Here is a 19,534-nt window from a genome sequence, read left to right as displayed (position 1 = left end):
GCACATTTCTTAAAACTGAGGCAGTTTACCAACAGAAGGAACTGCTAATTCTGTTACCAAGAGTTATAAAGAAGGCAAACTTGACCGGGAACGTTATTATGGAGATAATGGAAAAATTTATTTGGATATAGATTATTCAAATCACGGTAATTCAAAAATGCATCCTAAAGTTCCGCATCAGCATAAGATAACCTATGACGATAATGGAAAGATGCATAGAAATCATATACGGAGGTGAAATAAATGAATTTAGATCAGTTAAGAGAATATATTTCTGAGGGACGTGAGATTGAATTTAAGTTCAATGGAAAAAAGTATTCTATAACATATGGAGTGATTGATGGCAAGGATGTTATTTCGTTCTGTGAGTTTTATCAGGAGACAACAGAAGTAGAGACTGTTGATGAACTCATAAAAGTAGAACGAGATGGAGTCACTGTGCTTCACATGTTGGAGTCAATTACAGAAGAGGATATTTGGATTTATTAAAATGAATAATGGTGTGTTTTGGACAAGGCAAATCACTGATTTGTCTTGTCTTTTTTTTTACATTCGAGGTGAAAATGTAAGCATATATGCGAACATACTAATGCACATATGAAAGGATAGTGGGGAACGTATATCAGAGGTTGATTGTAGAAATGTAATATATATTTGACATCATTCTATTGCAGTGGTATTTTTAATATGTCAAATATAGTTGACATATTAAATTATTTAAGGAGAAAATATGAACAACAACTACTATTTCGGAGTTTTCCTTGGTGTGTTTTTACTTCTCATAATTATTCGCAGGAAATTTAAATTCACGGGATGTAAATACGACGAACGGCAGACGGCGATAAGGGGGAAGGCGTATAAGTATGCCATGATTACAGGTGTTGTTGCCGGTATAATTGCAGCTATCCTTGTTGAGACCGATATGTTTCCGGTCACAGGAAGTCTGGCAATAATTATGGTAAGCCTCCTGATGATTACAGTCTATACCGTATATATGGTTATCAGCGGCGTTTATTTTGGTATTAGCGGAAATTGGAAGAGGTGGACGGTATTGATATCTGCCATCGGTTTATTTAACCTGATAATCGGTATAGGCAGAATTGCGGATGAAGGTCTTCCGGAGAAACATTTAACCGTAACTAATATCAACCTTCCGCTTGGAATTATGTTTCTCATAATAGCAGTCTCTGTTTTATTTCAGAAATTAAGAGAACATCGGGGAAATGAATTATGAAGAACCTGAGGCTGAAGTCTGCAAGAACCGCAAAGAACCTCTCACAACAACAGCTTGCAGACATTGTCGGTGTTTCCAGACAGACCGTTAATGCAATTGAAAACGGGGACTATAATCCGACAATAAATTTATGCATCGCTATCTGCAAGGCCTTGGACAAAACGCTGGATGATTTGTTCTGGGAAAATGAAGGAATTTAAATAAGACTGATGAACCGTATGCAGCGTAATTTGAGTATGATTTTCAAATAAGGAGAAGGACTAATGAACAGAAAGGAATTATCGGAATATATTAAATCTCAATATAATATCATTTCAGACAGACCATGGGCGAAATATCCGGATTTTGAAGTTTTCAGACACGAAGATAACGGTAAATGGTTCGCTCTGGTTATGGATGTGCCGAAGGAAAAGCTGGTACCGGAAGAGAACGGCAACATGGATATAGTGAATGTTAAGTGCGATCCGGTTATGATTGGTTCTCTTATTGATAATCGTGGTTTTTTCGGTGCGTATCATATGAATAAAACAAATTGGATATCGGTTGCATTGGACGGTACGGCAGATGATGAGAAAGTGAAAATGTTGGTTGATTTGAGTTTTGAAATGACAAAAAATAAAAAGAAATGACATTATTACGCACAATCATATAATAATGTACTTTTTTATCGTATAATATTAACAGATAAATATGTAAATGTCGGTATAACGGTAAGGAGGATAATGATGGATAATAAGGTAATGAGAAAGCTGACATACGGATTATTTGTGTTGACCGCACGCGAAAACGACCGTGACAACGGATGTATCATTAATACGGCGATTCAGGTTGCAAGCGAGCCTAATACGATTTCAATAGCCGTAAATAAAGAAGACTATACCCATGATATGATTGTGCATACGGGAGAATTCAATGTTTCAATTTTAAGCGAAAAAGCTAAGTTTGAGACATTTAAACACTTTGGTTTTCAAAGCGGAAAAGATGTAGACAAGTTTGAAGAGATTGAGATTACAAGGGCAGGCAACGGTATAACGGTTATTCGCACGGAAGAAACAAATGCTTATTTTTGCGCAAAGGTAATTGAGACGGTAGATCTGGGAAGCCATACGCTTTTCATAGCAAGCGTTGAAGACGGTGAAGTATTAAGTAATGATCCTTCGGCTACATATGCATATTATTTTTCCGATATTAAGCCAAAGGCAAATGAAAAGACAGAGACGAAAAAAGGCTGGATATGTACAATATGCGGATATATCTATGAAGGTGAAGTATTGCCGGAAGATTTTATTTGTCCGGTATGCAAGCATCCGGCTTCGGATTTCAGAAAATTATAAACGAAAGATAAAGCACAATAATACCTGAATTAATAAATGTAGAATTCAGGTATTTTAATTAAGAAGACACATGGTAATAATCGTCGGTATATAATAACAATCCGTAACGCCTTTACGGATTGTTTGTGAAGCCCGGCGTTGACGGAGCCATGTGTCTTTTTGTCGAATTGCCGATCTTGTTTTTAAAGTCGATACTTGTCATGACATGAGCTTTTTTGCAAATTCCAATGTAATGTCGGCATAAATACTGTTTTTATCCCATACAAAATCAAAATTGTGTTTCATGGAAAAGTCCGACAGTTTTAACTCCTGTATATAACCTTTTTTTAAACTTTCATTGGCAGCGGTTTTGTAAAGAAACGCTATTCCGCAGTCATTTTCTACAAGATTTACAATTGTATGCATATTTTCCGCCTGAATAAAAGACTTAAATTGCGATATGCCCATACCTCTTGATGCAAGACATCTTTCTAAAATATTCCTTGTTCCGCTTCCTTTTTCTCTGAGAATAAGTTTTTCATTAATAAGATCTTTTAAATTATCCGGCTTTTTACGGGAAAAAACGTGGTTTGAAGAGCAAATACAGATAAAATCATCTGTCATATATTTGCAATGACCGTATTTTTCTTCGGGATAATATCCTTCTATAAGTGCAAATGAAATAATTCCGTCATCCAACATTTTTAAAAGTTCATATGTATTACCGTAATGTATGTGTATATTTATTTCCGGATGAGATGAAATAAATGATGCAATGGGTTCGATAATCGCATATTCTCCTATGGTCATTGTGACGCCGAAAGATATCAACGGGAAAATATCTTTTTTAAACCTCAGTTCATTTTGTATCTCATCTTCATCTTTTCTTATTGAGTTAAGTCTTTCATACAGAATTTTTCCCTCATCCGTTAAATATAATACTTTTTTGTCATATCTGAACAGTTTTACTCCGTAATATTTCTCAAGAAAATGTATATGTTGTGTTACGGCAGGCTGTGTGAGATTAAGTTCATCTGCAGCACGTGTAAAATTTAATGTTTTACAGACTGTCAGAAATGTTGCTACGCGAAAATCAAGCATACGCCCTCCTTTTCTTAAGTCGTAAATTTTGATCGAATTTATTTAAACATCCGAGTATAACTATAACAAATTATTATTGATATATAAAATACTATAATTTTACTTAATATTCAGAAGTGAATATAATTTGTTTACGGAAGATAAATACAACAAAAAGGAAGGGGCGGTAATATGAATTTTATAAAGAAAAACGGACTTGGTATAATCGTATGTCTTATGATTGCCATACCGTCATGGTTTCTTGGAAAAGCTCTTCCTTTGTTGGGCGGAGCCGTAATTGCAATTCTGATTGGAATGGCTGTTACTTTAATATGGACGAATAAAGGGAAGGCATCTTTCGGAATTGCGTTTACGTCAAAATATATTCTTCAGGCGGCGGTAGTGCTGCTGGGATTCGGAATGAACCTGAGTGTGGTTGCCGAAACGGGGATACAGTCATTGCCCATTATAATTTGTACCATAACCACGTCGTTGGTAATTACATGGATTATGCATAAAATCATGAGGATTCCGTCCGATATTTCAACTCTTGTGGGTGTAGGTTCGTCAATTTGCGGAGGCTCTGCCATTGCGGCCACCGCTCCTGTAATAGGAGCGGACGACGATGAAGTCGCTCAGGCAATATCGGTTATATTCTTTTTTAACATACTTGCAGCCGTACTTTTTCCGATATTGGGAAGTCTTGTGGGATTCAGCACAACAGACGGAGAAGCTTTTGGCGTGTTTGCCGGGACTGCGGTAAATGATACTTCATCCGTAACGGCTGCGGCCGCATCTTGGGACAGTATGTGGGGACTCGGAACTCAGACGCTGGATAAGGCAGTCACCGTAAAGTTGACAAGAACATTGGCAATTATTCCGATAACCCTTGTTTTAAGCCTTATGCAGGCGAAAAAGGAGACAAAAAAGGAAAGCAGCGCAAAGAAATTCAATTTTTGGAAAGCTTTTCCGGTATTCATTATCTTTTTTGTTGCGGCCGCGGTTGTAACTACCGTTGCGGTCAATGCGGGAGTGCCGGCTGAGACATTTAATCCTCTAAAGGAATTGTCAAAGTTTTGTATAGTAATGTCCATGGCGGCCGTCGGTTTGAACAGCAATGTTATTAAGCTGATAAAAAGCGGCGGAAAACCGATAGTTTTAGGCGGAATGTGTTGGGCCGGTATTACGGCCGTTTCTCTGTTAATGCAGAAAATAATGGGAATATGGTGAAATAGGTACTTCATATTTTATTATCCGCTATAATACATTTTCCGCTTTAAATTTTTGATATATGCAATTTGAGTAAAGACATATTTGGGGATATACAAATATGTTATAATGTCAAAAACTTTATTAGGGAATGTGAAAAATGTATTTCAAAAAACTATATAAGAGACTGGTAAATGATACTTATCGCACTATATACAGCGAAAAGGCGAGAGCTGAAATAAGATTCAGATATGTATTGAAGATTTTAGTGTTATTTTTATCAATAGTATCTGTCATAAATTATGCAAACAATAAAATTACAATGGGTAACATAGCACTGTCCCTGACGATATTATATTTTATATGCTATTGGATAGTATATTTCTTTAAAGGGAAAGGTACCTTGATTGTAACGGTTATCATGAATGTACATTTTTTCTTAGTAGCCACTTATGTTATTATATTAGGCGCCTCCGACGGTATAAGCGTGGTATGGATAGTTCTTTCACCTCCTGTTTGTGTATTGCTGATAGGTCTTAAATACGGATCTGTAAGCGTATTTGCAATAATTGCGGAGCTTATTTTTTTCTTTTGGACACCGTTTGGCAATGAATTGGTAAAATATGATTATCATCCCGGATTTAAAACTATTTTTCCCATGGTAATCATAGTCCTTTATATATTTACGTTTTTCTTCGAATTTATGCGGGAAATTACCATTAAGGCATTGCACAGGGAAAGGTCAAGAATTGAAGAAGTATATAAATACCAACATAAGGAACTGGAAGGAAGAATACAGGAGACCAGAAGGGCAAGACATGATATGCGCCATTACCTTCTTGTTTTAAATTCTCTCATTGAAGGCGGAAAGAGCGACAGGGCGAAAGCGTATATAGAAGAGAGGATGGAATCGGTGGAAAAAAGCAGTATGGTAACATATTGTGAGCACTTCGGAATAAATGCGGTAATGACATACTTTGATGCAAGGGCAAAAGAATACGGCATAAAGACGGACATAAAGCTTTCATATCCCGAAGAAATGCATATCAGTCAGACGGATCTTACAGTTATATTTGCAAATTTCCTTGAAAATGCATTCGATGCGTGCAGATACGGTGTTGAACACGATAAAGCTTTTAAACCGTATATTCAGGTTAAAGGAGTTTATGATAACGGACAGATTATTACACACATAAAGAATAATATGATAGGAAAAGCCGTTGTAAACGAGAACAATAAATTCATGTCATCGAAACATCCCGGTGAGGGAGTAGGAATTGATTCCGTAAGAGCGATAGTGGAAAAATACGGAGGAATATTGAATATTGAACAGGGCAGCGGTGAATTTAACGTATATCTCATAGTATAACGGATAAAACAATAAGGCACATTTAAACATAAACAGGGCGGTTAATTAAACGATATCATTTTATGGAATAAAAAACATACATGGCGGTGAACAATATTTTCGTTCACAACCATGTATGTTTTTATATTTAATCGGAATTTAGATCTTCGCTGATTTTTTTGAGTTTGTAATCCGCATATCTCTTTGAAACAGCTTTATATTTACTTCTGGAAACGGGGATATAAGTTCCGCAATACAGATACAGACAGTCCTTTTCAAGTCTGTCCACTTTTTGGAGATTTACAATATTGCCTCGATTGACAACGACAAAGTCATCATATGACAAAAGTAATTCTTCCATGGAGCTTTGCGAAATATATAGAGAATGCGGTTTGCAGGATTCCATATATAACGTTACCGAGTGATTGGAGTATTCGGTATAGATTATGTCGTACAGCAGACATGAGTAACCGTCGGGAAGAGTTATTTTTTGAGTTTTATTCATTCTTTTCAGATTGATTCTCTTAAGCATTGACGTTACGGCATCTTCCGAAAGAGGCTTTGTCATATAGTAACTGGCATTTAATTCATAACTTTGCATGGCATAGTCATTGCTTGTGCTGCAAAACAGTATGTTTACTTTATCGTCGGCCTCTCTTATGTGTCTTCCTATATCTATTCCGTTTATCTCATCTATAAAAATATCCAGAAATATAAGATCGTATGAAAAAGGTTTCCATACTTTTAAAAAGTCCGCCGAATTATCAAATTTATCTATGGTGAAGCAATAAATTCCACTCCTTTCCAAGGCGGCTTTAAGAGTAGACTCCAGTGCGTTAAGAAATATCGGTTCATCATCTATAAGTGCAATTTTCATTTTTTACTCCACACAAAACATTTTATTAATAAATTAGTACTGAATGTATAATAATTAATACATTTGTCTAATATTATACTATACAAATAACAAAATGTGTAATAAATTTGCGTATTAAGTAAAATATAATATTAATTTCCGTTAATTTTGAAATAACGGTAAGTTTAAATCACGGATTCATAATTTATGATTCGGTAAAATCGGTATCAACGGCAACGGATAATTTATAATCCGGATATTTTTCGCTTACGGAGTCGACTATATCTTTATATACGGAGTCTATATCTTTTGCATCAAAGCTGATTACGACATCAAATCGTATTTCTTTTTTCTGTTCGTTAATGTAAAAACCGTGCATTTGCTGTACATACTTATTTAAAAATACAATATTTGTTATGTCGTCTCGGACTTTTATGGCATTTTCATCTTTTGTATTATATGAATAAACACCGACGGCAGTAAGTATTACATGATGTTTTTGATATACGGTGATTGAAATATTTCTTATAAGTTCATCAATTTTATCGGCATTGTATGTATCGGGGACTTCGATGTGAACGGAACCCTGGTAGTAATTAGGGCCGTAGTCGGTTAATACGAGATCGTATGCTCCCCTGACATCCGGAAAAGAGGTTATGGTTTCCTTAATGGCTTTGGCGGTATCAGCACTGATTCTTTCTCCGAGCAGTCTTGAAACCGCCTCGCGAAGCATATCTATTCCGGATTTTATTATGACTGCCGAAATAACGGCTCCGAGATAGGCCTCAAGTGAAAGTCCGAATCCGATATAAATACCGGCGGCGGCGAGAGTGGAGGCGGATATAATTGAGTCAAGAAGTGCGTCCTGCCCTGAGTTTACAAGTGAATCTGAATCCACCTTCTTTCCTACGGATTTAACATATCGTCCGAGAATAATTTTAACTGCAACGCCGGCTGCTACGATAATAAGCGATACGGCGCCGTAATTAGGAGTTTCCGGGTGAATAATACCGTCGATGGACTCTATCAGAGATGTTATACCGGCATACAAGACAATCACTGAAATGATAATAGCGGTTAAATACTCTATTCGTCCGTATCCGAAAGGATGTTTACGATCCGGTTTTCTGGATGCAAGTTTAGTGCCGACGATTGTGATTACGCCGGAAGATGCGTCGGATATATTATTTACCGCATCAAGAGTAATCGCTATGGATCCGCTGATTATTCCTATTACGGCTTTGAATGCCGACAACATTACGTTGGTTAATATTCCTACAACACTGGTTTTAATTATCTGTTTATCACGTTGGACGGTAATGTCGACGTTTTCATTTAATATTTCCTGAACCATGACTTCCTCCCGGTTTTGTATGTATAAACCTGTTTATACATTGTTGAATTTCACATTGATAAGATTTAATATATATTGCGTAAAATATAATAGCATTATATATACTGTCTGTAAATAATGAAAACAGTGAGATGTAGTCTTATATGAGAAATTATAAGGAATAAATTATTAGTAACAACAGGTATATAATTAAATATCAAAAAAAGACAGCCGGTATCAACCGACTGTCTTTTTATTTAGATTAAAGTGTTTAGACTTTAATTATTTTTTGCTCAAAGCTCTTTTTTCAGCCTGCTCTAACATGAAGTGCTCTACAACGAGAACCATCCATCCTGCAACAACGAAAGCGAGAGTACAGTTTGGAAGACCAAACACACCAAGTACGTTTCCGATAGCATAGTTGATGAAACATGTTAATACAAGACCTAAGAAGAACAGGAACCAATATCTTCCTGTATTAGGTTTTGATGTAGCAAATGTATCAATACCACCTACAGTAAGGATTGCGCTGTATCCGTAGAGAGCATAGTTCATCTGAACCATGTTTACAGAGAAGATCATACCGAATCCAACAGTGAATCCCATTGCGATACAAGCTCTGATAGCGAACTTCCAGTCATACCAGAAGTAACCGAAGATACAGATAAGAGATCCGATAAATCCGTCAATTACCCAAATTTCTTCGAAACCGTTAGTGAAGAAGAGTCCCCAACCTTCACCAGGATACAATTCAGCAGCTCCTGAACCAACGCCGCCGGCAGTAAATGTAAATGGATTTGATGCAGTCATCCAACCGCCTGCTGCAAGAGTACCGTCAGGAAGTACACCTGCTCTGTTGTATGTAAGTAAATCAGTACTGAAGCTGATTAAGATGAAGAACCATGTAGTTACAATGAATGGGAATGTAAATCCCGGAAGGCCAAAGTGACCTGTAAATCTATTGATTACAATCTGGATAGGTACAACTAAGATACATCCAGCAAATAATACGAACCAAGCTGTAAATGCATCGCCTGCAAACACGCCTGCAGCGATAGCTACAAGGTTAGGACAGAATCCGAAGAGACCTGATGTAATAGCGTCTCTGTCAGCACCCATAAGGTATGCAACTAAGTTTGAAAGGTTAACACCGATTAATGTGAAAATACCAAACTTCCAGCTGTCCCAGCTTCCAAAGTTCCACTGTGTCATTTCAAGACCAGCGATAAAGAAAGAAATGAAGAATATAATGCCAGAGATAGTGTTTTCAATGAAAACAACCTGTGCAATACCATTGAAAAAGGCTTTCATAGGCTTTGGCATAGATTTAATATCAACGTTCATCTTTTTACCCCTATTTTCATTAAATCTAAATTAATTTAGTTGTCAATATTGATTTGTGAATAAATTCTTTATTCCGGCCCCCTTTAATTTCAAATCAAGTCCACAATTTTTTTCGTTCTTCTGCATAATCATAACAAATTTATAAAGATTTATAAGTTCGTATGAATTTATAATAAAGAGAGTGAAATGTCAATAGTTTATAAAGAAATAATCAAAAAAAACATATTAAATACATTTGATGATTTTTCGGTAAATGCAGACAAACAGTAGGTTTAACGGCATTTATCCATTTGTTGTGTTCAGAGATATAAACTAAAAATAAATTTTATGGATTTCAGTTCATAATTATGTGTTTTATATAAGATATTTTATATAAAATGCTATTATATTAATAAAAGAAAATATGTTTATTTTACGGATAAAATGAAATTAATTTTACGGTTTATTCGGGAAGGAGTTTTATGAAATTTTTCCACATATCGGACTTACATTTGGGAATAAAACTGAGAGGCCGCAGCCTTATGGAGGACCAGAAGTATATATTGGATCAAATCGTAAAGAAAGCGGCAGAAGAAAAAGCGGACGCGATTGTAATTGCGGGAGATGTATACGACCGTTCCGTTCCGCCTGCGGAAGCCGTTGAATTGTTTGACGGCTTTGTTACGGATTTAATGTCCGAGGTCGAAAATATTTTGATTATGGTAATAAGCGGTAATCATGACAGTCAGGAGAGGTTAAATATTTTCAGAAACATATTGCAAAAAGACAATATATATATGATAGGTATGCCTCCCGCGAATCCGGATCATCATATAGAAAAAGTAACAGTAAGGGATGAAGAAGGAACATATAATTTTTACCTTTTGCCGTATATTATGCCTCATATGGTAAAAAATGTCTTGGGAATCGGAAAAGATGAAACGATATCATATAACGACGCCGTACACGCTCTGATAAGAAGAGAAAATATAAATAATTCCGAGGTCAACATACTGGTAAGTCACCAATTTTACAATACGGTGGGTGAAAAAGCCGAAACCGTTGAAAGAACCGACTCGGAATATATTACCGTGGGTAATATAGATGAGGTGAAGTCAGATATTTTGGAGTTGTTCGACTATGCGGCACTCGGACATATTCATACGCCGGGGGCGGTCGGCAATCCCAATTACAGATATTGCGGAAGTCCTCTGGGTTATTCCATGAGCGAAAGAGAACAAAAAAAATCAATAGTATGCGTTGATATTAATGAGAACGGAGTAAAAAATATCAATCTCATACCGTTGATACCTCTGAGAAATATAAGAAGGATACAGGGGAGACCGGAAGACATTACGGCGCAGGCATGTAATGATTATGTGGAAGCGGAAGTAATTGACGGTGAAAGTAATTATGATAAGCAGGAAATAAAAAATATGCTTAGAGACGCCTTTCCCTATCTTCTTAATATAAAATGGATCAAACCGGACAATGAAGTAACGGCTGCTTATAACAAAACGGAAAATGTAATTTCAGGGAATGAGGCGGATCCGCTGACCATGTGTAAAATGTTCCTCGGTGAAGTAAATGAGGATGAGGAAAAAATGCTCACGGAAGTTATTAACGAATTAAATGCAAACGAGAAAGGAGGTAATTAATGAAAATAAAGAAGTTGACCATGAAATCCTTTGGATCATATGAAGAAAAAACAGTAATTGATTTCGATAAAATAAGCGGCAGGGGAATTTTTCTCATTTCAGGAGATACGGGATCCGGTAAGAGTACCGTATTTGATGCAATATTTTATGCGCTGTATGAAGAATTAAGCTCCAAGGGAGCCGGCGCGGAGGGAAACGACAAATTTGTAAGTCAATACAGAACGGACATGACAGGGGACGTTTATGTGGAGTTGGAATTTACTGATAAAAAGGGCGAAAGGGAATATACATACGTTATAAGAAGAAGTCCCAGGTTTACAAGAAAAAAACTGAGATCAAAGGGAATGACTGAGCAAGAATCCAAGTGCACTCTGACACTTCTTGACGAAACACTTACGAAGGCGGAAAAACAATATACTAAAAAGGAAGAAATAAGAAAAAAAATAACGGAACTTATCGGACTGAACAAGGATGAATTCAGGCAGGTAGGCATGATTGCCCAAGGCGAGTTTATGGAATTTCTGAGATCAACTACAGGTCAGAAAAAGGAAGTATTCAGAAAACTCTTTAATACGGAAATTTATGAAAAAATAGAAAGTTCATTAAAAGAAAAATGCAACTCCAAAAAGGCGGATTTGAAGAAATTTACGGAAATATGCAAAAATGACATTTCCGGAATAGATGTGTCAAACAATTATTGTGAAGGAAGTGAACTTTATAACCTATATTCTGAACTGAAAGAGTCGGTAAATAACATAACAGACAAAGCTTCCGACGGAGAGATATCCGTAACGGCAATCGAAAACCTGTTGGAAGTATTCGGAAAGGTTTGTGAGGATATTTCAAGCCAAAAAGATAAGACAAAAGAATATTTAGATAATGCACAGGCAGAACTTGACACATGTAAAAAGAATTATGACTTGGGAGAGGATATTCAAAAGAGATTTCGTGAATTGGATTATGCGCAGGATGAATATGACAGCTGTATGAAATTAATGCCGGATACGGATGAAAAGAAAAGGCTGATTTCCAAAATCGAAAATGCATATAGACTACAAACCGCATATGATTCTTTTTGCGAATCTAAGAAAAGATATTCGGAAATGCTAAACGGTATAAGCAAATGCGAAGAACTTATTCCGAAATTGAAGGAAAAAACGGATTCGGCGGAAAAAGACGAACGAGAGTCGGAAAAGGAATACAATGAATTAAATGAAAAATATTTATATTAATCATTTAATAGATTTCCAATTATCTCGTTAGATGTTCTTATATGCCGGTATAGCCCTTAACTTCGGGCTTTTCCGGCATTTTTCCTATCGGAAGAACCTCACAAACATTCTTATTACCCCTCATGTTTTCGTTCTCAAACGTAGTACAAACAGTAGTACATTCTGCGTATCTTATGCGGCCTTGGATTCCTGGGCGCTCTCTGACGCAGGCTGCGCGTTGACTGCGGCGGCGGTCTGTGACTTGGCTTGCAGCCGTTCCATTTCCTCCTGTGCGGAATGGAACGTGGCGTGGGCGTAATAGTTCAGCGTCATAACGATATTGGAATGCCCCATAATGTACTGCAATGCCTTGGGGTTCATGCCCGCATTTGCCATTCTGGTACAGAATGTATGCCGCATGGTGTGTGGCGTCATGACCTCCGGCAGCGGTTCCGCATGGAACTTGTTGAACTTCTTGGCAAGGCCCTGAAACATGGAATCATAGTTGACAGCCGCTTTCGGCAGTCCGTCCCGATTTAAGAACAGGAATCCCTTATACCCGTCCACCACAACGCCTTTGCCGTCCTTTCGCCTGTGCAACACACGCTGAAATGCTTTGTAGGCCGCTGCGCTCATAGGCACCTGGCGATAACCGCTGTCTGTCTTTGGCGCTTCGATGTAGTAGCCGTCCTCGGTGCTTCTCAAAAGCTGGTGGTCTACATTCACAAACCGCTTGTCAAAATTCAGGTCGGCAGGCGTCAGGCCGCAGAGTTCGGAAACGCGAAGTCCGGTTTCCAGCAGAATCAATACCTCGTCATAATACTTGGCATAAACGGGGTCACTCTGCATGAAGCCCAAAAGCTCCTTTTCCTGTGCAGGGGTAAGCGGCACCTTTGGTACGGTATCGTCGTTGATAACCTCATTGATCTGGAAGTCAAAGGGATTCTTGCGGAGGCAATCGTCCTGTACGGCCATGTGAAAAATGGCTTTCAGGGAACGCTTGCCGTTGCAGATGGTATGATAGGCCACGCCCTTTTCCTGCATACGCAAGGCCCATTCTTTGGCGTCAGACAGCTTCACGCTGTCGATGCTGGCCCCTCCGATTTTATCCTCGGACAGAAGTTTCATTAACTGCTGGCGGCTCTTATGGGTTCCCCGTTTCACATTGCCCCGCTGCCGGATATACTTTTCATATAGCTGGCACACGGTCATTTTCTTACCGATGGTGTCAATCCCATCGTCAAGGTCTTTTTGTATCTGCTTGATTTTCTCACGCAGAGAAATATCCGGGCGTTTTCCGGCAGGGATTTTGTCCGTAGGGACTAACTTCCATGAGTACACAAACTTCGGTTCTCCAAAGGTATCCGTATATTTGTAGGCGTATCTTCCGTCTGTTCGCTGGCTCTCTCCAGATTTCAAAAGGCGGCCTTTGCTGTCCCGCCTTTTTTCATCTCGTTCTTTTTTTGACATTTCGTCATGCTCCTTTCCATGACGGAAAGAGCCTTGACACGCTTTAAGAGTATTATAGCATAGTCAAGGCTCTTTTTCACTAGATTGTGTCAAGAGAATCAATGATTTTTTCAAATTTTTGCCGTTTGATCTGGATGCGGTTGCCGTTCAAAATCACCCAGCCAGCGGATGGGTTTTCCTCGGCAAGCCGACGCAGTTTGTTTTCTCCAATGCGAAAATATTTCGACGCTTCCTCAATGGTAAGCGTATACTTTTCCCAAATAGGCACATCGTTATTACTCATAATATGGCCTCCTTCTGTTCAAAGCAAAGGTTCCTTGTAAATGTGGGCAAAACACGGACGGCTGGCGGCCCAGCTCCACGGGCTTTTCACCCCCGTGTGGTTCTCACACGGCCCTACCCATTGCCTGTGACGCTTTTAACGCTCGGACTGTGGCTGTAAGGGAGTATCATTGTCCTGCCTGCACGTCATCGCCCATAAGCAGCTACGCTTATTTTGCGGCTGGGTGGTTGTCGCTCCGCTGTTTTCGTAGAAACCAGCATCATGGCGCACCCGCCGTCCGGCTCGGTGTAGACAGAATGTGTCCGTATGCCCTATGACGCGCCGCCATTGTCCTGCGGGCGTATTTGTCAAGGTACATACATCAGCCACCGAGCCGGCGGAAATGCGGAAAGAGAGTAATAAGACATTTCCGTTACCGTGGCCGGGTCGTTACTTCAAGGCAACGATGATGGAATGAATGAGCTTGATTTCCAAACGGTGCTTCATATACTCGTCCACGCACACATAGGGGATGCCGTTGCTGTCATACAAGGTGCGGATGCAGAGCTTGTTTATGTAGTCCTCATAGTACCGCAGCACTTGCTCCATAGCCATTGCATCCCCAGCGTGGGCAGCTTCCATCACCGAAAGGGGAAGAAGCTCTCTGCCGTTGAATGTAGGTTCCTTCATCCGCGTTTACCTCCCTCTGGCATGAACGCCATCAATTTCATACGCAACTGTTTCAGGGTCCTTGTCCTGTGACGCTGTACGGCGCTGCGGGACATTCCCATGAGGCTGCCGATTTCTCCGTCTGCCAAATCCAGAACACAGTGCAAAATCAAAATGCTTTGTTCCTGTTCCGGCAGGCTGGCGAACGCCTCGGCTACAAGCTCGTTGTCGATCAGCAGGTCATACCCATACGACGAAAAAACGTAGCTGTCGCTGGGGTAATCATCCACGACTGAGAGCTTGTCCATTTCCTCTTGTGTCAGAGCATCCAGCGACTTTTCACGTTCGCGGCGATGCGCCATCTCCGACCAGTAGCTTTTAGCCTCATTGCGGAGTACCGCTTTACAGAAAGCATCATAGCGGTGCCGCAGGATAAAATCATTGCGGGGGATCGTTTCCATCTTTTCACCCCCTTTCTGTGGGGGATTTCGGTGGTTTTCTCCCTTTCCGCCAAAGTTACTGTTGAAAGGCCTCCAGCTACCCGCCAAACACCACTTTTTTAAAAAAATTTTGAAAAAGTGTTTGACCGATAGAGCGGGCCGAAGGAAATAACAAAATTCGCCCGGAAGGGCATAAACCCTCCGGGCGAACAAAAAAATAGTATGATATTTTATTGCATACGCAAATTCATGGTTCCGGCCACATTTCCCACGGGCCGGGGGATGTTTTTTTTAACGGTGTTACTCCCATTTCCGTTGGTCGATATCCCGTTCTACACATGACGGCTCCCTCCTGAAACCGCCAATGGGATCAGCGTTAGGGGGAATTGCTCCCATCCAATACCTTACGAACCGCGGTGTGGTTGCTCGGGGCGATCCGGCTGATGTAATGACGGCCTGATTGCGCAACGTTCCTTTGGTTTGATGTTCCATCTTTCACTTTCTCCATTTTTTTAGAAAATAACTTCGATACAAAATCCAAGGACAACAAACAGTAAAATGCTGATAATCGTTCCAACTCTCGTCATGATCTGATACTTTGTAAACTTCTTATTTCGCACAAATGTAATCCCTCGCATTCTCAATAAATGTATCTAATATCAATTCGCAATCTGTAAACTTGTATTGTCTTGCACTTTCTATATCTTGATTTAAGAAAATAAAACCGATGCATTTATCGTAGGTTCCAAGATAATCAAAAACAGATTGTATGTATTCATTGCGAACTTCATCACTGGTGCTATGCTCCGCGATCTCTCCAAAAATAATTGGCTTATTATATGCTTCCAAATAGTCTCTTTGACCTTCATTTTCATAGAATTGCTGAAAACTCTCACGGGAATCCAATGTGTTATTCAATGTCAATCCGACATAATCAACATACTCATCACCTGGATAATATTTCGTTGTGTATTCGTCTGCCCTGTTGGGAGACCATACCCACTTAACATTGGGAGCATATTCCCTACCCAAGTTCACAATGTGAACCCAAGCGTTTACATATGCGTGAGCATCATCTGTTTGCCAACTGTACCAACCAGATTTGTAAGAGGGCCTCATTTCCATTTCATGCGCTAATCGAACAAAAAGTTCTGTATTGGCTCTGTTATCCGAAGAGAGTTTCTTAAAATATTCAATAATTAAATCATCATAATACCCGTCAGAAACCAATTTTAAGTCCCAGTCGGTAGGCTGCAAAGTGATAAACGCTATATATTTATTGTCGTCTAAACATAAAGAAATCTTGTAATCACTTGTCTGATCAAAACGATCAAACCAAGCTAAAGTATTGATGCTGTCAGCTAAAACATCAGTCTCTTCGGGGCCTTGAACATAAACGCCCAAATATCTTTGTCCCTCTGTAATAGGATAATATTCAGACTCGACAACTGAGGATTCTGTTACAATAGATTCCGTAGTTGGTTCTTCCAGTGTAGCTTGACTATTACTCGGAGCCTCAATAGACGCAATGCTGTCAGAGCCATCGGCCTTCTCGGTATCGACAGGCTGTTCGTTGCAACCAACCCATAATATAAATATAGCAGCCGCGAATATACAAATGCAATTAAGGAACTTCCACTTTATCATTGTCCTCCTCCAATTTCCGGGTGCCCCATTCCATATCGTCAGAGCAGAGCATAAGGCCTAGCAATCGGATAGGAACCATGACAACAGTTAAAACAAGGATGAATACTGGAAGCAGTAATGTATAATACCACTTCACACTTCTCATAACCTTAATATTTCGTGAACCAAAACTAATGATACAACCAAGAAGAATAAAGAGAATGATCTGCCACCATGGAGCGGTATATGCCAATGTTGGAATCGCGCAGCCAAGTATATTTAACACCTTGCAAATTATAGTATTGGCATAAACGCTAACCAGCATCATCGGACTAATCATATCTGACCAGTAAATAAAGCACATCAGCTTGGCGTTTTTTAACATCCAAGGAGTCATTCTCAGATTGTTATACTGTGAACCTTCCGACCATCTTAACTGCTGCCTGATAAATTTTTTCCATTCGGTGGGCGCATCTGTATAAATTACTGAGGTGTCTTGCATAACTGTTTTGTACCCCTTTCGGAGCGTCAGGTTTGTGAGGCTTCTGTCATCGGATACTTCTTTGTGAAATCCCATGAATGTCTCATTCATAAAGTCATACATCACATCTATCAAAATCTGAGTACGGAAAGCAATTGTCCTGCCGGGAAGGCAGCCCACTTTGCCTGTAACGCTCATTGCTTTCATCGTTCCTTCAGCTCTGATCTCTTCAAGCAAATTTGCAAACATGGTTACGAGTTTGCGGTCAGGATCAAGTATTTTCTGTCTGGTTGTAACACCGCCAATTTTTTGATCACAAGCAAAAGGCTTCAGCAACTCGGACAAAGTATCCTCTGTCCATACCGTATCACTATCCACAAGCACTGTTATATCGGAATTCGGATTAATGTGCTCCATTGCCACACGGATCCCATTTCTCTTACCGGCAACAGGTGTATAATAATGCTGAACAGGAGTAAAGCCAATTGGTAAATTCCTGTTGAAATCTACACACAGGTTTTCAAGCCCCTCGTTTTTTGGCCCATTAATGACAACTATAATCTCAGACGGATTCTGGCGTGCTATTTTCATCAGAACACTATAAAATAGATCTAATGGTTCGTCAACGACTGGGAGCAGCACCGATGTAAAATAATTTATTTCTTTATCTTCATAATCATATGGCTTATATCGAATAGCATGGAAAAATACTATTCCCCATCGAATGAAAATGAATGCGAAGAAAAACATAAAGAGGTGAAGGTTATGAGTTTTGATATAATCCTCGACCATCAAGAAAAATGTGTACATTACAATCACCGCCTCGCCGGGTCAATCTCTTCCAAAGATGTCTCTTGTATAAACCTTATACATAACTTCCGAGAGTTCACTGGAAACTCTATTAGCAACAATAACATCACATGAACGCTTAAACTCCGCAAAAGAATGTACAACCTTATAACCCATAAACTCTGCGGCATCGCCTAATAAGGGTTCATATATTACAATTTCTTGTTTTTCTTTGGAAAGCCCCTCCATAACACCCCAAACAGCACTTGAACGGAAATTGTCAGAATTAGACTTTGCCGTTAAGCGGTAAATACCAACTGTGCCAGGATGTTTATTCAGAATTCCCTTTATGACATGGCCTTTTTTGGTGTGGTTTGCCTGACACACAGCGGTAATCAAATTTTCAGGAATATCATGAAAACTTGATTTCAACTGCTTTGTATCTTTCGGGAGGCAATATCCGCCATAGCCAAAAGATGGATTGTTATAATGCTTACCAATTCGAGGATCATGACAAATTGCATCTATGATGTTCTTTGTACTTAACCCATTCATTTCTGCAAAGGTATCCAATTCGTTAAAGAACGCAACACGCATGGCTAAATAAGTATTAGCGAAAAGTTTAGCGGCTTCTGCTTCATCAAGCCCTATAATCAAGACGGGAATATCTTCTTTATTTGCGCACTCTTGCAAGATGGTTGAAAAAACCTGTGCATGGATAACCATAGCAGGGTCTGCAATATCTGTACCAACAACAATTCTGGAAGGGTACAAATTGTCGTATAGGGCTTTCGTTTCTCTTAAAAATTCAGGGGAAAATAGAATGTGGCTGGTGTTATATTTTTTTCGCACACTCCTTGTATACCCAACAGGAACCGTACTTTTGATGATCATAATGCAATGATCATTATTTGCCATACAAATTTCTATGGTGGAATCAACCGCATGAGTATCAAAGCTATTGGTTTCATCCTCATAATTAGTAGGTGTTGTAATAATTACATACTCGGCGTCTTTATATGCTATTGCCGTATCTACAGTGGCTGTCAAATTTAGTTTTCTTTCGGCAAAAAACTTTTCGAGATATACGTCCTGAACGGGAGAAATACGGGAATTAACTTTCGCAACCTTTTCTTCATCAATATCAAGCACTATTACTTCATGCTTTTGGCCTAACAGAGTGGCAAGAGATAACCCCACATAACCTGCGCCTACAACAGTAATTTGCATAG

The 19,534-nt window shown here is 39.1% G+C and carries 20 protein-coding genes; 9 read left to right on the top strand and 11 right to left on the bottom strand.

Annotated features, from left to right (window positions below):
- Positions 1–243: 243 nt before the first annotated feature.
- The 5 genes from ACYQ1N_RS03545 (at position 244) to ACYQ1N_RS03525 (ending at position 2,568) form a co-directional block, all read left to right on the top strand.
- Entirely contained in the window at positions 244–489 is a 246-nt protein-coding gene (locus tag ACYQ1N_RS03545; RefSeq protein WP_459832825.1) for a hypothetical protein, read from the top strand.
- 241 nt (positions 490–730) lie between these two features.
- Complete coding sequence (locus ACYQ1N_RS03540; protein WP_459832824.1) at positions 731–1,234, top strand: hypothetical protein; 504 nt, start codon at positions 731–733, stop codon at positions 1,232–1,234.
- Positions 1,231–1,434: a helix-turn-helix transcriptional regulator gene (locus ACYQ1N_RS03535; protein WP_459832822.1), complete on the top strand. Its 204-nt coding sequence runs from the start codon at positions 1,231–1,233 to the stop codon at positions 1,432–1,434. Before ACYQ1N_RS03540 ends, ACYQ1N_RS03535 begins: the two co-directional genes overlap by 4 nt.
- A 63-nt stretch (positions 1,435–1,497) precedes the next feature.
- Positions 1,498–1,863 carry an MmcQ/YjbR family DNA-binding protein gene (locus ACYQ1N_RS03530; protein ID WP_459832820.1) on the top strand — a complete coding sequence of 122 codons (366 nt, stop codon included), beginning with the start codon at positions 1,498–1,500 and terminating at the stop codon, positions 1,861–1,863.
- 96 nt (positions 1,864–1,959) lie between these two features.
- Positions 1,960–2,568, top strand: a complete 609-nt coding sequence (locus tag ACYQ1N_RS03525; protein WP_459832818.1) for a flavin reductase — start codon at positions 1,960–1,962, stop codon at positions 2,566–2,568.
- A gap of 198 nt (positions 2,569–2,766) precedes the next feature.
- On the opposite strand, the gene ACYQ1N_RS03520 is transcribed toward ACYQ1N_RS03525, so the two are convergent.
- Positions 2,767–3,648, bottom strand: a complete 882-nt coding sequence (locus ACYQ1N_RS03520) for a LysR substrate-binding domain-containing protein (RefSeq protein WP_459832815.1) — start codon at positions 3,646–3,648, stop codon at positions 2,767–2,769.
- A 171-nt stretch (positions 3,649–3,819) separates the two neighbouring features.
- Between ACYQ1N_RS03520 and ACYQ1N_RS03515 the strand changes: the two genes are divergently transcribed.
- Together ACYQ1N_RS03515 and ACYQ1N_RS03510 are read left to right on the top strand one after the other, a co-directional pair.
- Complete coding sequence (locus tag ACYQ1N_RS03515; protein ID WP_459832813.1) at positions 3,820–4,857, top strand: YeiH family protein; 1,038 nt, start codon at positions 3,820–3,822, stop codon at positions 4,855–4,857.
- Positions 4,858–4,996: 139 nt separating this feature from the next.
- Entirely contained in the window at positions 4,997–6,205 is a 1,209-nt protein-coding gene (locus ACYQ1N_RS03510; protein WP_459832811.1) for a sensor histidine kinase, read from the top strand.
- Between the two features lie 127 nt (positions 6,206–6,332).
- On the opposite strand, the gene ACYQ1N_RS03505 is transcribed toward ACYQ1N_RS03510, so the two are convergent.
- From ACYQ1N_RS03505 to ACYQ1N_RS03495, 3 genes are all read right to left on the bottom strand, one after another.
- Positions 6,333–7,061, bottom strand: coding sequence for a LytR/AlgR family response regulator transcription factor (locus tag ACYQ1N_RS03505; RefSeq protein WP_459832808.1), 729 nt, complete (start codon positions 7,059–7,061; stop codon positions 6,333–6,335).
- 184 nt (positions 7,062–7,245) lie between these two features.
- Entirely contained in the window at positions 7,246–8,394 is a 1,149-nt protein-coding gene (locus ACYQ1N_RS03500; protein ID WP_459832805.1) for a cation diffusion facilitator family transporter, read from the bottom strand.
- Positions 8,395–8,655: 261 nt separating this feature from the next.
- Positions 8,656–9,717, bottom strand: coding sequence for an urea transporter (locus ACYQ1N_RS03495; protein ID WP_459832803.1), 1,062 nt, complete (start codon positions 9,715–9,717; stop codon positions 8,656–8,658).
- A gap of 461 nt (positions 9,718–10,178) precedes the next feature.
- Here ACYQ1N_RS03495 and ACYQ1N_RS03490 point away from each other — a divergent pair, with 461 nt between their 5' ends.
- Positions 10,179–11,354: an exonuclease SbcCD subunit D gene (locus tag ACYQ1N_RS03490; protein WP_459832800.1), complete on the top strand. Its 1,176-nt coding sequence runs from the start codon at positions 10,179–10,181 to the stop codon at positions 11,352–11,354.
- Complete coding sequence (locus ACYQ1N_RS03485; RefSeq protein WP_459832797.1) at positions 11,354–12,586, top strand: AAA family ATPase; 1,233 nt, start codon at positions 11,354–11,356, stop codon at positions 12,584–12,586. The genes ACYQ1N_RS03490 and ACYQ1N_RS03485 overlap by 1 nt, the downstream gene beginning before the upstream one ends.
- 171 nt (positions 12,587–12,757) lie before the next feature.
- On the opposite strand, the gene ACYQ1N_RS03480 is transcribed toward ACYQ1N_RS03485, so the two are convergent.
- The 7 genes from ACYQ1N_RS03480 to ACYQ1N_RS03450 all read right to left on the bottom strand — a co-directional run bounded on the left by ACYQ1N_RS03480 (position 12,758) and on the right by ACYQ1N_RS03450 (position 19,532).
- The gene (locus ACYQ1N_RS03480) at positions 12,758–14,035 is read right to left on the bottom strand and encodes a site-specific integrase (protein ID WP_002566647.1); all 1,278 of its coding nucleotides are present in this window, start codon (positions 14,033–14,035) and stop codon (positions 12,758–12,760) included.
- A 79-nt stretch (positions 14,036–14,114) separates the two neighbouring features.
- A complete protein-coding gene (locus ACYQ1N_RS03475; RefSeq protein ID WP_002566648.1) occupies positions 14,115–14,318 on the bottom strand; it encodes an excisionase in 204 nt (67 codons plus the stop codon).
- 429 nt (positions 14,319–14,747) lie between these two features.
- Entirely contained in the window at positions 14,748–14,987 is a 240-nt protein-coding gene (locus ACYQ1N_RS03470) for a helix-turn-helix domain-containing protein (RefSeq protein WP_002566649.1), read from the bottom strand.
- A complete protein-coding gene (locus ACYQ1N_RS03465; RefSeq protein WP_002566650.1) occupies positions 14,984–15,427 on the bottom strand; it encodes an RNA polymerase sigma factor in 444 nt (147 codons plus the stop codon). The genes ACYQ1N_RS03470 and ACYQ1N_RS03465 overlap by 4 nt, the downstream gene beginning before the upstream one ends.
- Positions 15,428–16,015: 588 nt before the next feature.
- Positions 16,016–17,053, bottom strand: a complete 1,038-nt coding sequence (locus ACYQ1N_RS03460) for a glycosyl hydrolase (protein ID WP_002566652.1) — start codon at positions 17,051–17,053, stop codon at positions 16,016–16,018.
- A complete protein-coding gene (locus tag ACYQ1N_RS03455; protein WP_003509271.1) occupies positions 17,031–18,323 on the bottom strand; it encodes a glycosyltransferase family 2 protein in 1,293 nt (430 codons plus the stop codon). The genes ACYQ1N_RS03460 and ACYQ1N_RS03455 overlap by 23 nt, the downstream gene beginning before the upstream one ends.
- Positions 18,324–18,344: 21 nt before the next feature.
- Positions 18,345–19,532, bottom strand: a complete 1,188-nt coding sequence (locus ACYQ1N_RS03450; RefSeq protein WP_002566654.1) for a nucleotide sugar dehydrogenase — start codon at positions 19,530–19,532, stop codon at positions 18,345–18,347.
- Between the last annotated feature and the right edge of the window lie 2 nt (positions 19,533–19,534).

Source organism: Howardella ureilytica (assembly GCF_054657495.1).
Note: the sequence above shows the minus strand (reverse complement) of the source record. Positions and strands in the feature narration are given on the sequence as shown.

Excerpts from the sequence above, each read along its gene's own strand:
- ACYQ1N_RS03545 (WP_459832825.1), top strand. The coding sequence starts at position 244 with ATGAATTTAGATCAGTTAAGAGAATATATTTCTGAGGGACGTGAGATT.
- ACYQ1N_RS03540 (WP_459832824.1), top strand. The coding sequence starts at position 731 with ATGAACAACAACTACTATTTCGGAGTTTTCCTTGGTGTGTTTTTACTT.
- ACYQ1N_RS03535 (WP_459832822.1), top strand. The coding sequence starts at position 1,231 with ATGAAGAACCTGAGGCTGAAGTCTGCAAGAACCGCAAAGAACCTCTCA.
- ACYQ1N_RS03530 (WP_459832820.1), top strand. The coding sequence starts at position 1,498 with ATGAACAGAAAGGAATTATCGGAATATATTAAATCTCAATATAATATC.
- ACYQ1N_RS03525 (WP_459832818.1), top strand. The coding sequence starts at position 1,960 with ATGGATAATAAGGTAATGAGAAAGCTGACATACGGATTATTTGTGTTG.
- ACYQ1N_RS03520 (WP_459832815.1), bottom strand. The coding sequence starts at position 3,648 with ATGCTTGATTTTCGCGTAGCAACATTTCTGACAGTCTGTAAAACATTA.
- ACYQ1N_RS03515 (WP_459832813.1), top strand. The coding sequence starts at position 3,820 with ATGAATTTTATAAAGAAAAACGGACTTGGTATAATCGTATGTCTTATG.
- ACYQ1N_RS03510 (WP_459832811.1), top strand. The coding sequence starts at position 4,997 with ATGTATTTCAAAAAACTATATAAGAGACTGGTAAATGATACTTATCGC.
- ACYQ1N_RS03505 (WP_459832808.1), bottom strand. The coding sequence starts at position 7,061 with ATGAAAATTGCACTTATAGATGATGAACCGATATTTCTTAACGCACTG.
- ACYQ1N_RS03500 (WP_459832805.1), bottom strand. The coding sequence starts at position 8,394 with ATGGTTCAGGAAATATTAAATGAAAACGTCGACATTACCGTCCAACGT.
- ACYQ1N_RS03495 (WP_459832803.1), bottom strand. The coding sequence starts at position 9,717 with ATGAACGTTGATATTAAATCTATGCCAAAGCCTATGAAAGCCTTTTTC.
- ACYQ1N_RS03490 (WP_459832800.1), top strand. The coding sequence starts at position 10,179 with ATGAAATTTTTCCACATATCGGACTTACATTTGGGAATAAAACTGAGA.
- ACYQ1N_RS03485 (WP_459832797.1), top strand. The coding sequence starts at position 11,354 with ATGAAAATAAAGAAGTTGACCATGAAATCCTTTGGATCATATGAAGAA.
- ACYQ1N_RS03480 (WP_002566647.1), bottom strand. The coding sequence starts at position 14,035 with ATGTCAAAAAAAGAACGAGATGAAAAAAGGCGGGACAGCAAAGGCCGC.
- ACYQ1N_RS03475 (WP_002566648.1), bottom strand. The coding sequence starts at position 14,318 with ATGAGTAATAACGATGTGCCTATTTGGGAAAAGTATACGCTTACCATT.
- ACYQ1N_RS03470 (WP_002566649.1), bottom strand. The coding sequence starts at position 14,987 with ATGAAGGAACCTACATTCAACGGCAGAGAGCTTCTTCCCCTTTCGGTG.
- ACYQ1N_RS03465 (WP_002566650.1), bottom strand. The coding sequence starts at position 15,427 with ATGGAAACGATCCCCCGCAATGATTTTATCCTGCGGCACCGCTATGAT.
- ACYQ1N_RS03460 (WP_002566652.1), bottom strand. The coding sequence starts at position 17,053 with ATGATAAAGTGGAAGTTCCTTAATTGCATTTGTATATTCGCGGCTGCT.
- ACYQ1N_RS03455 (WP_003509271.1), bottom strand. The coding sequence starts at position 18,323 with ATGTACACATTTTTCTTGATGGTCGAGGATTATATCAAAACTCATAAC.
- ACYQ1N_RS03450 (WP_002566654.1), bottom strand. The coding sequence starts at position 19,532 with ATGCAAATTACTGTTGTAGGCGCAGGTTATGTGGGGTTATCTCTTGCC.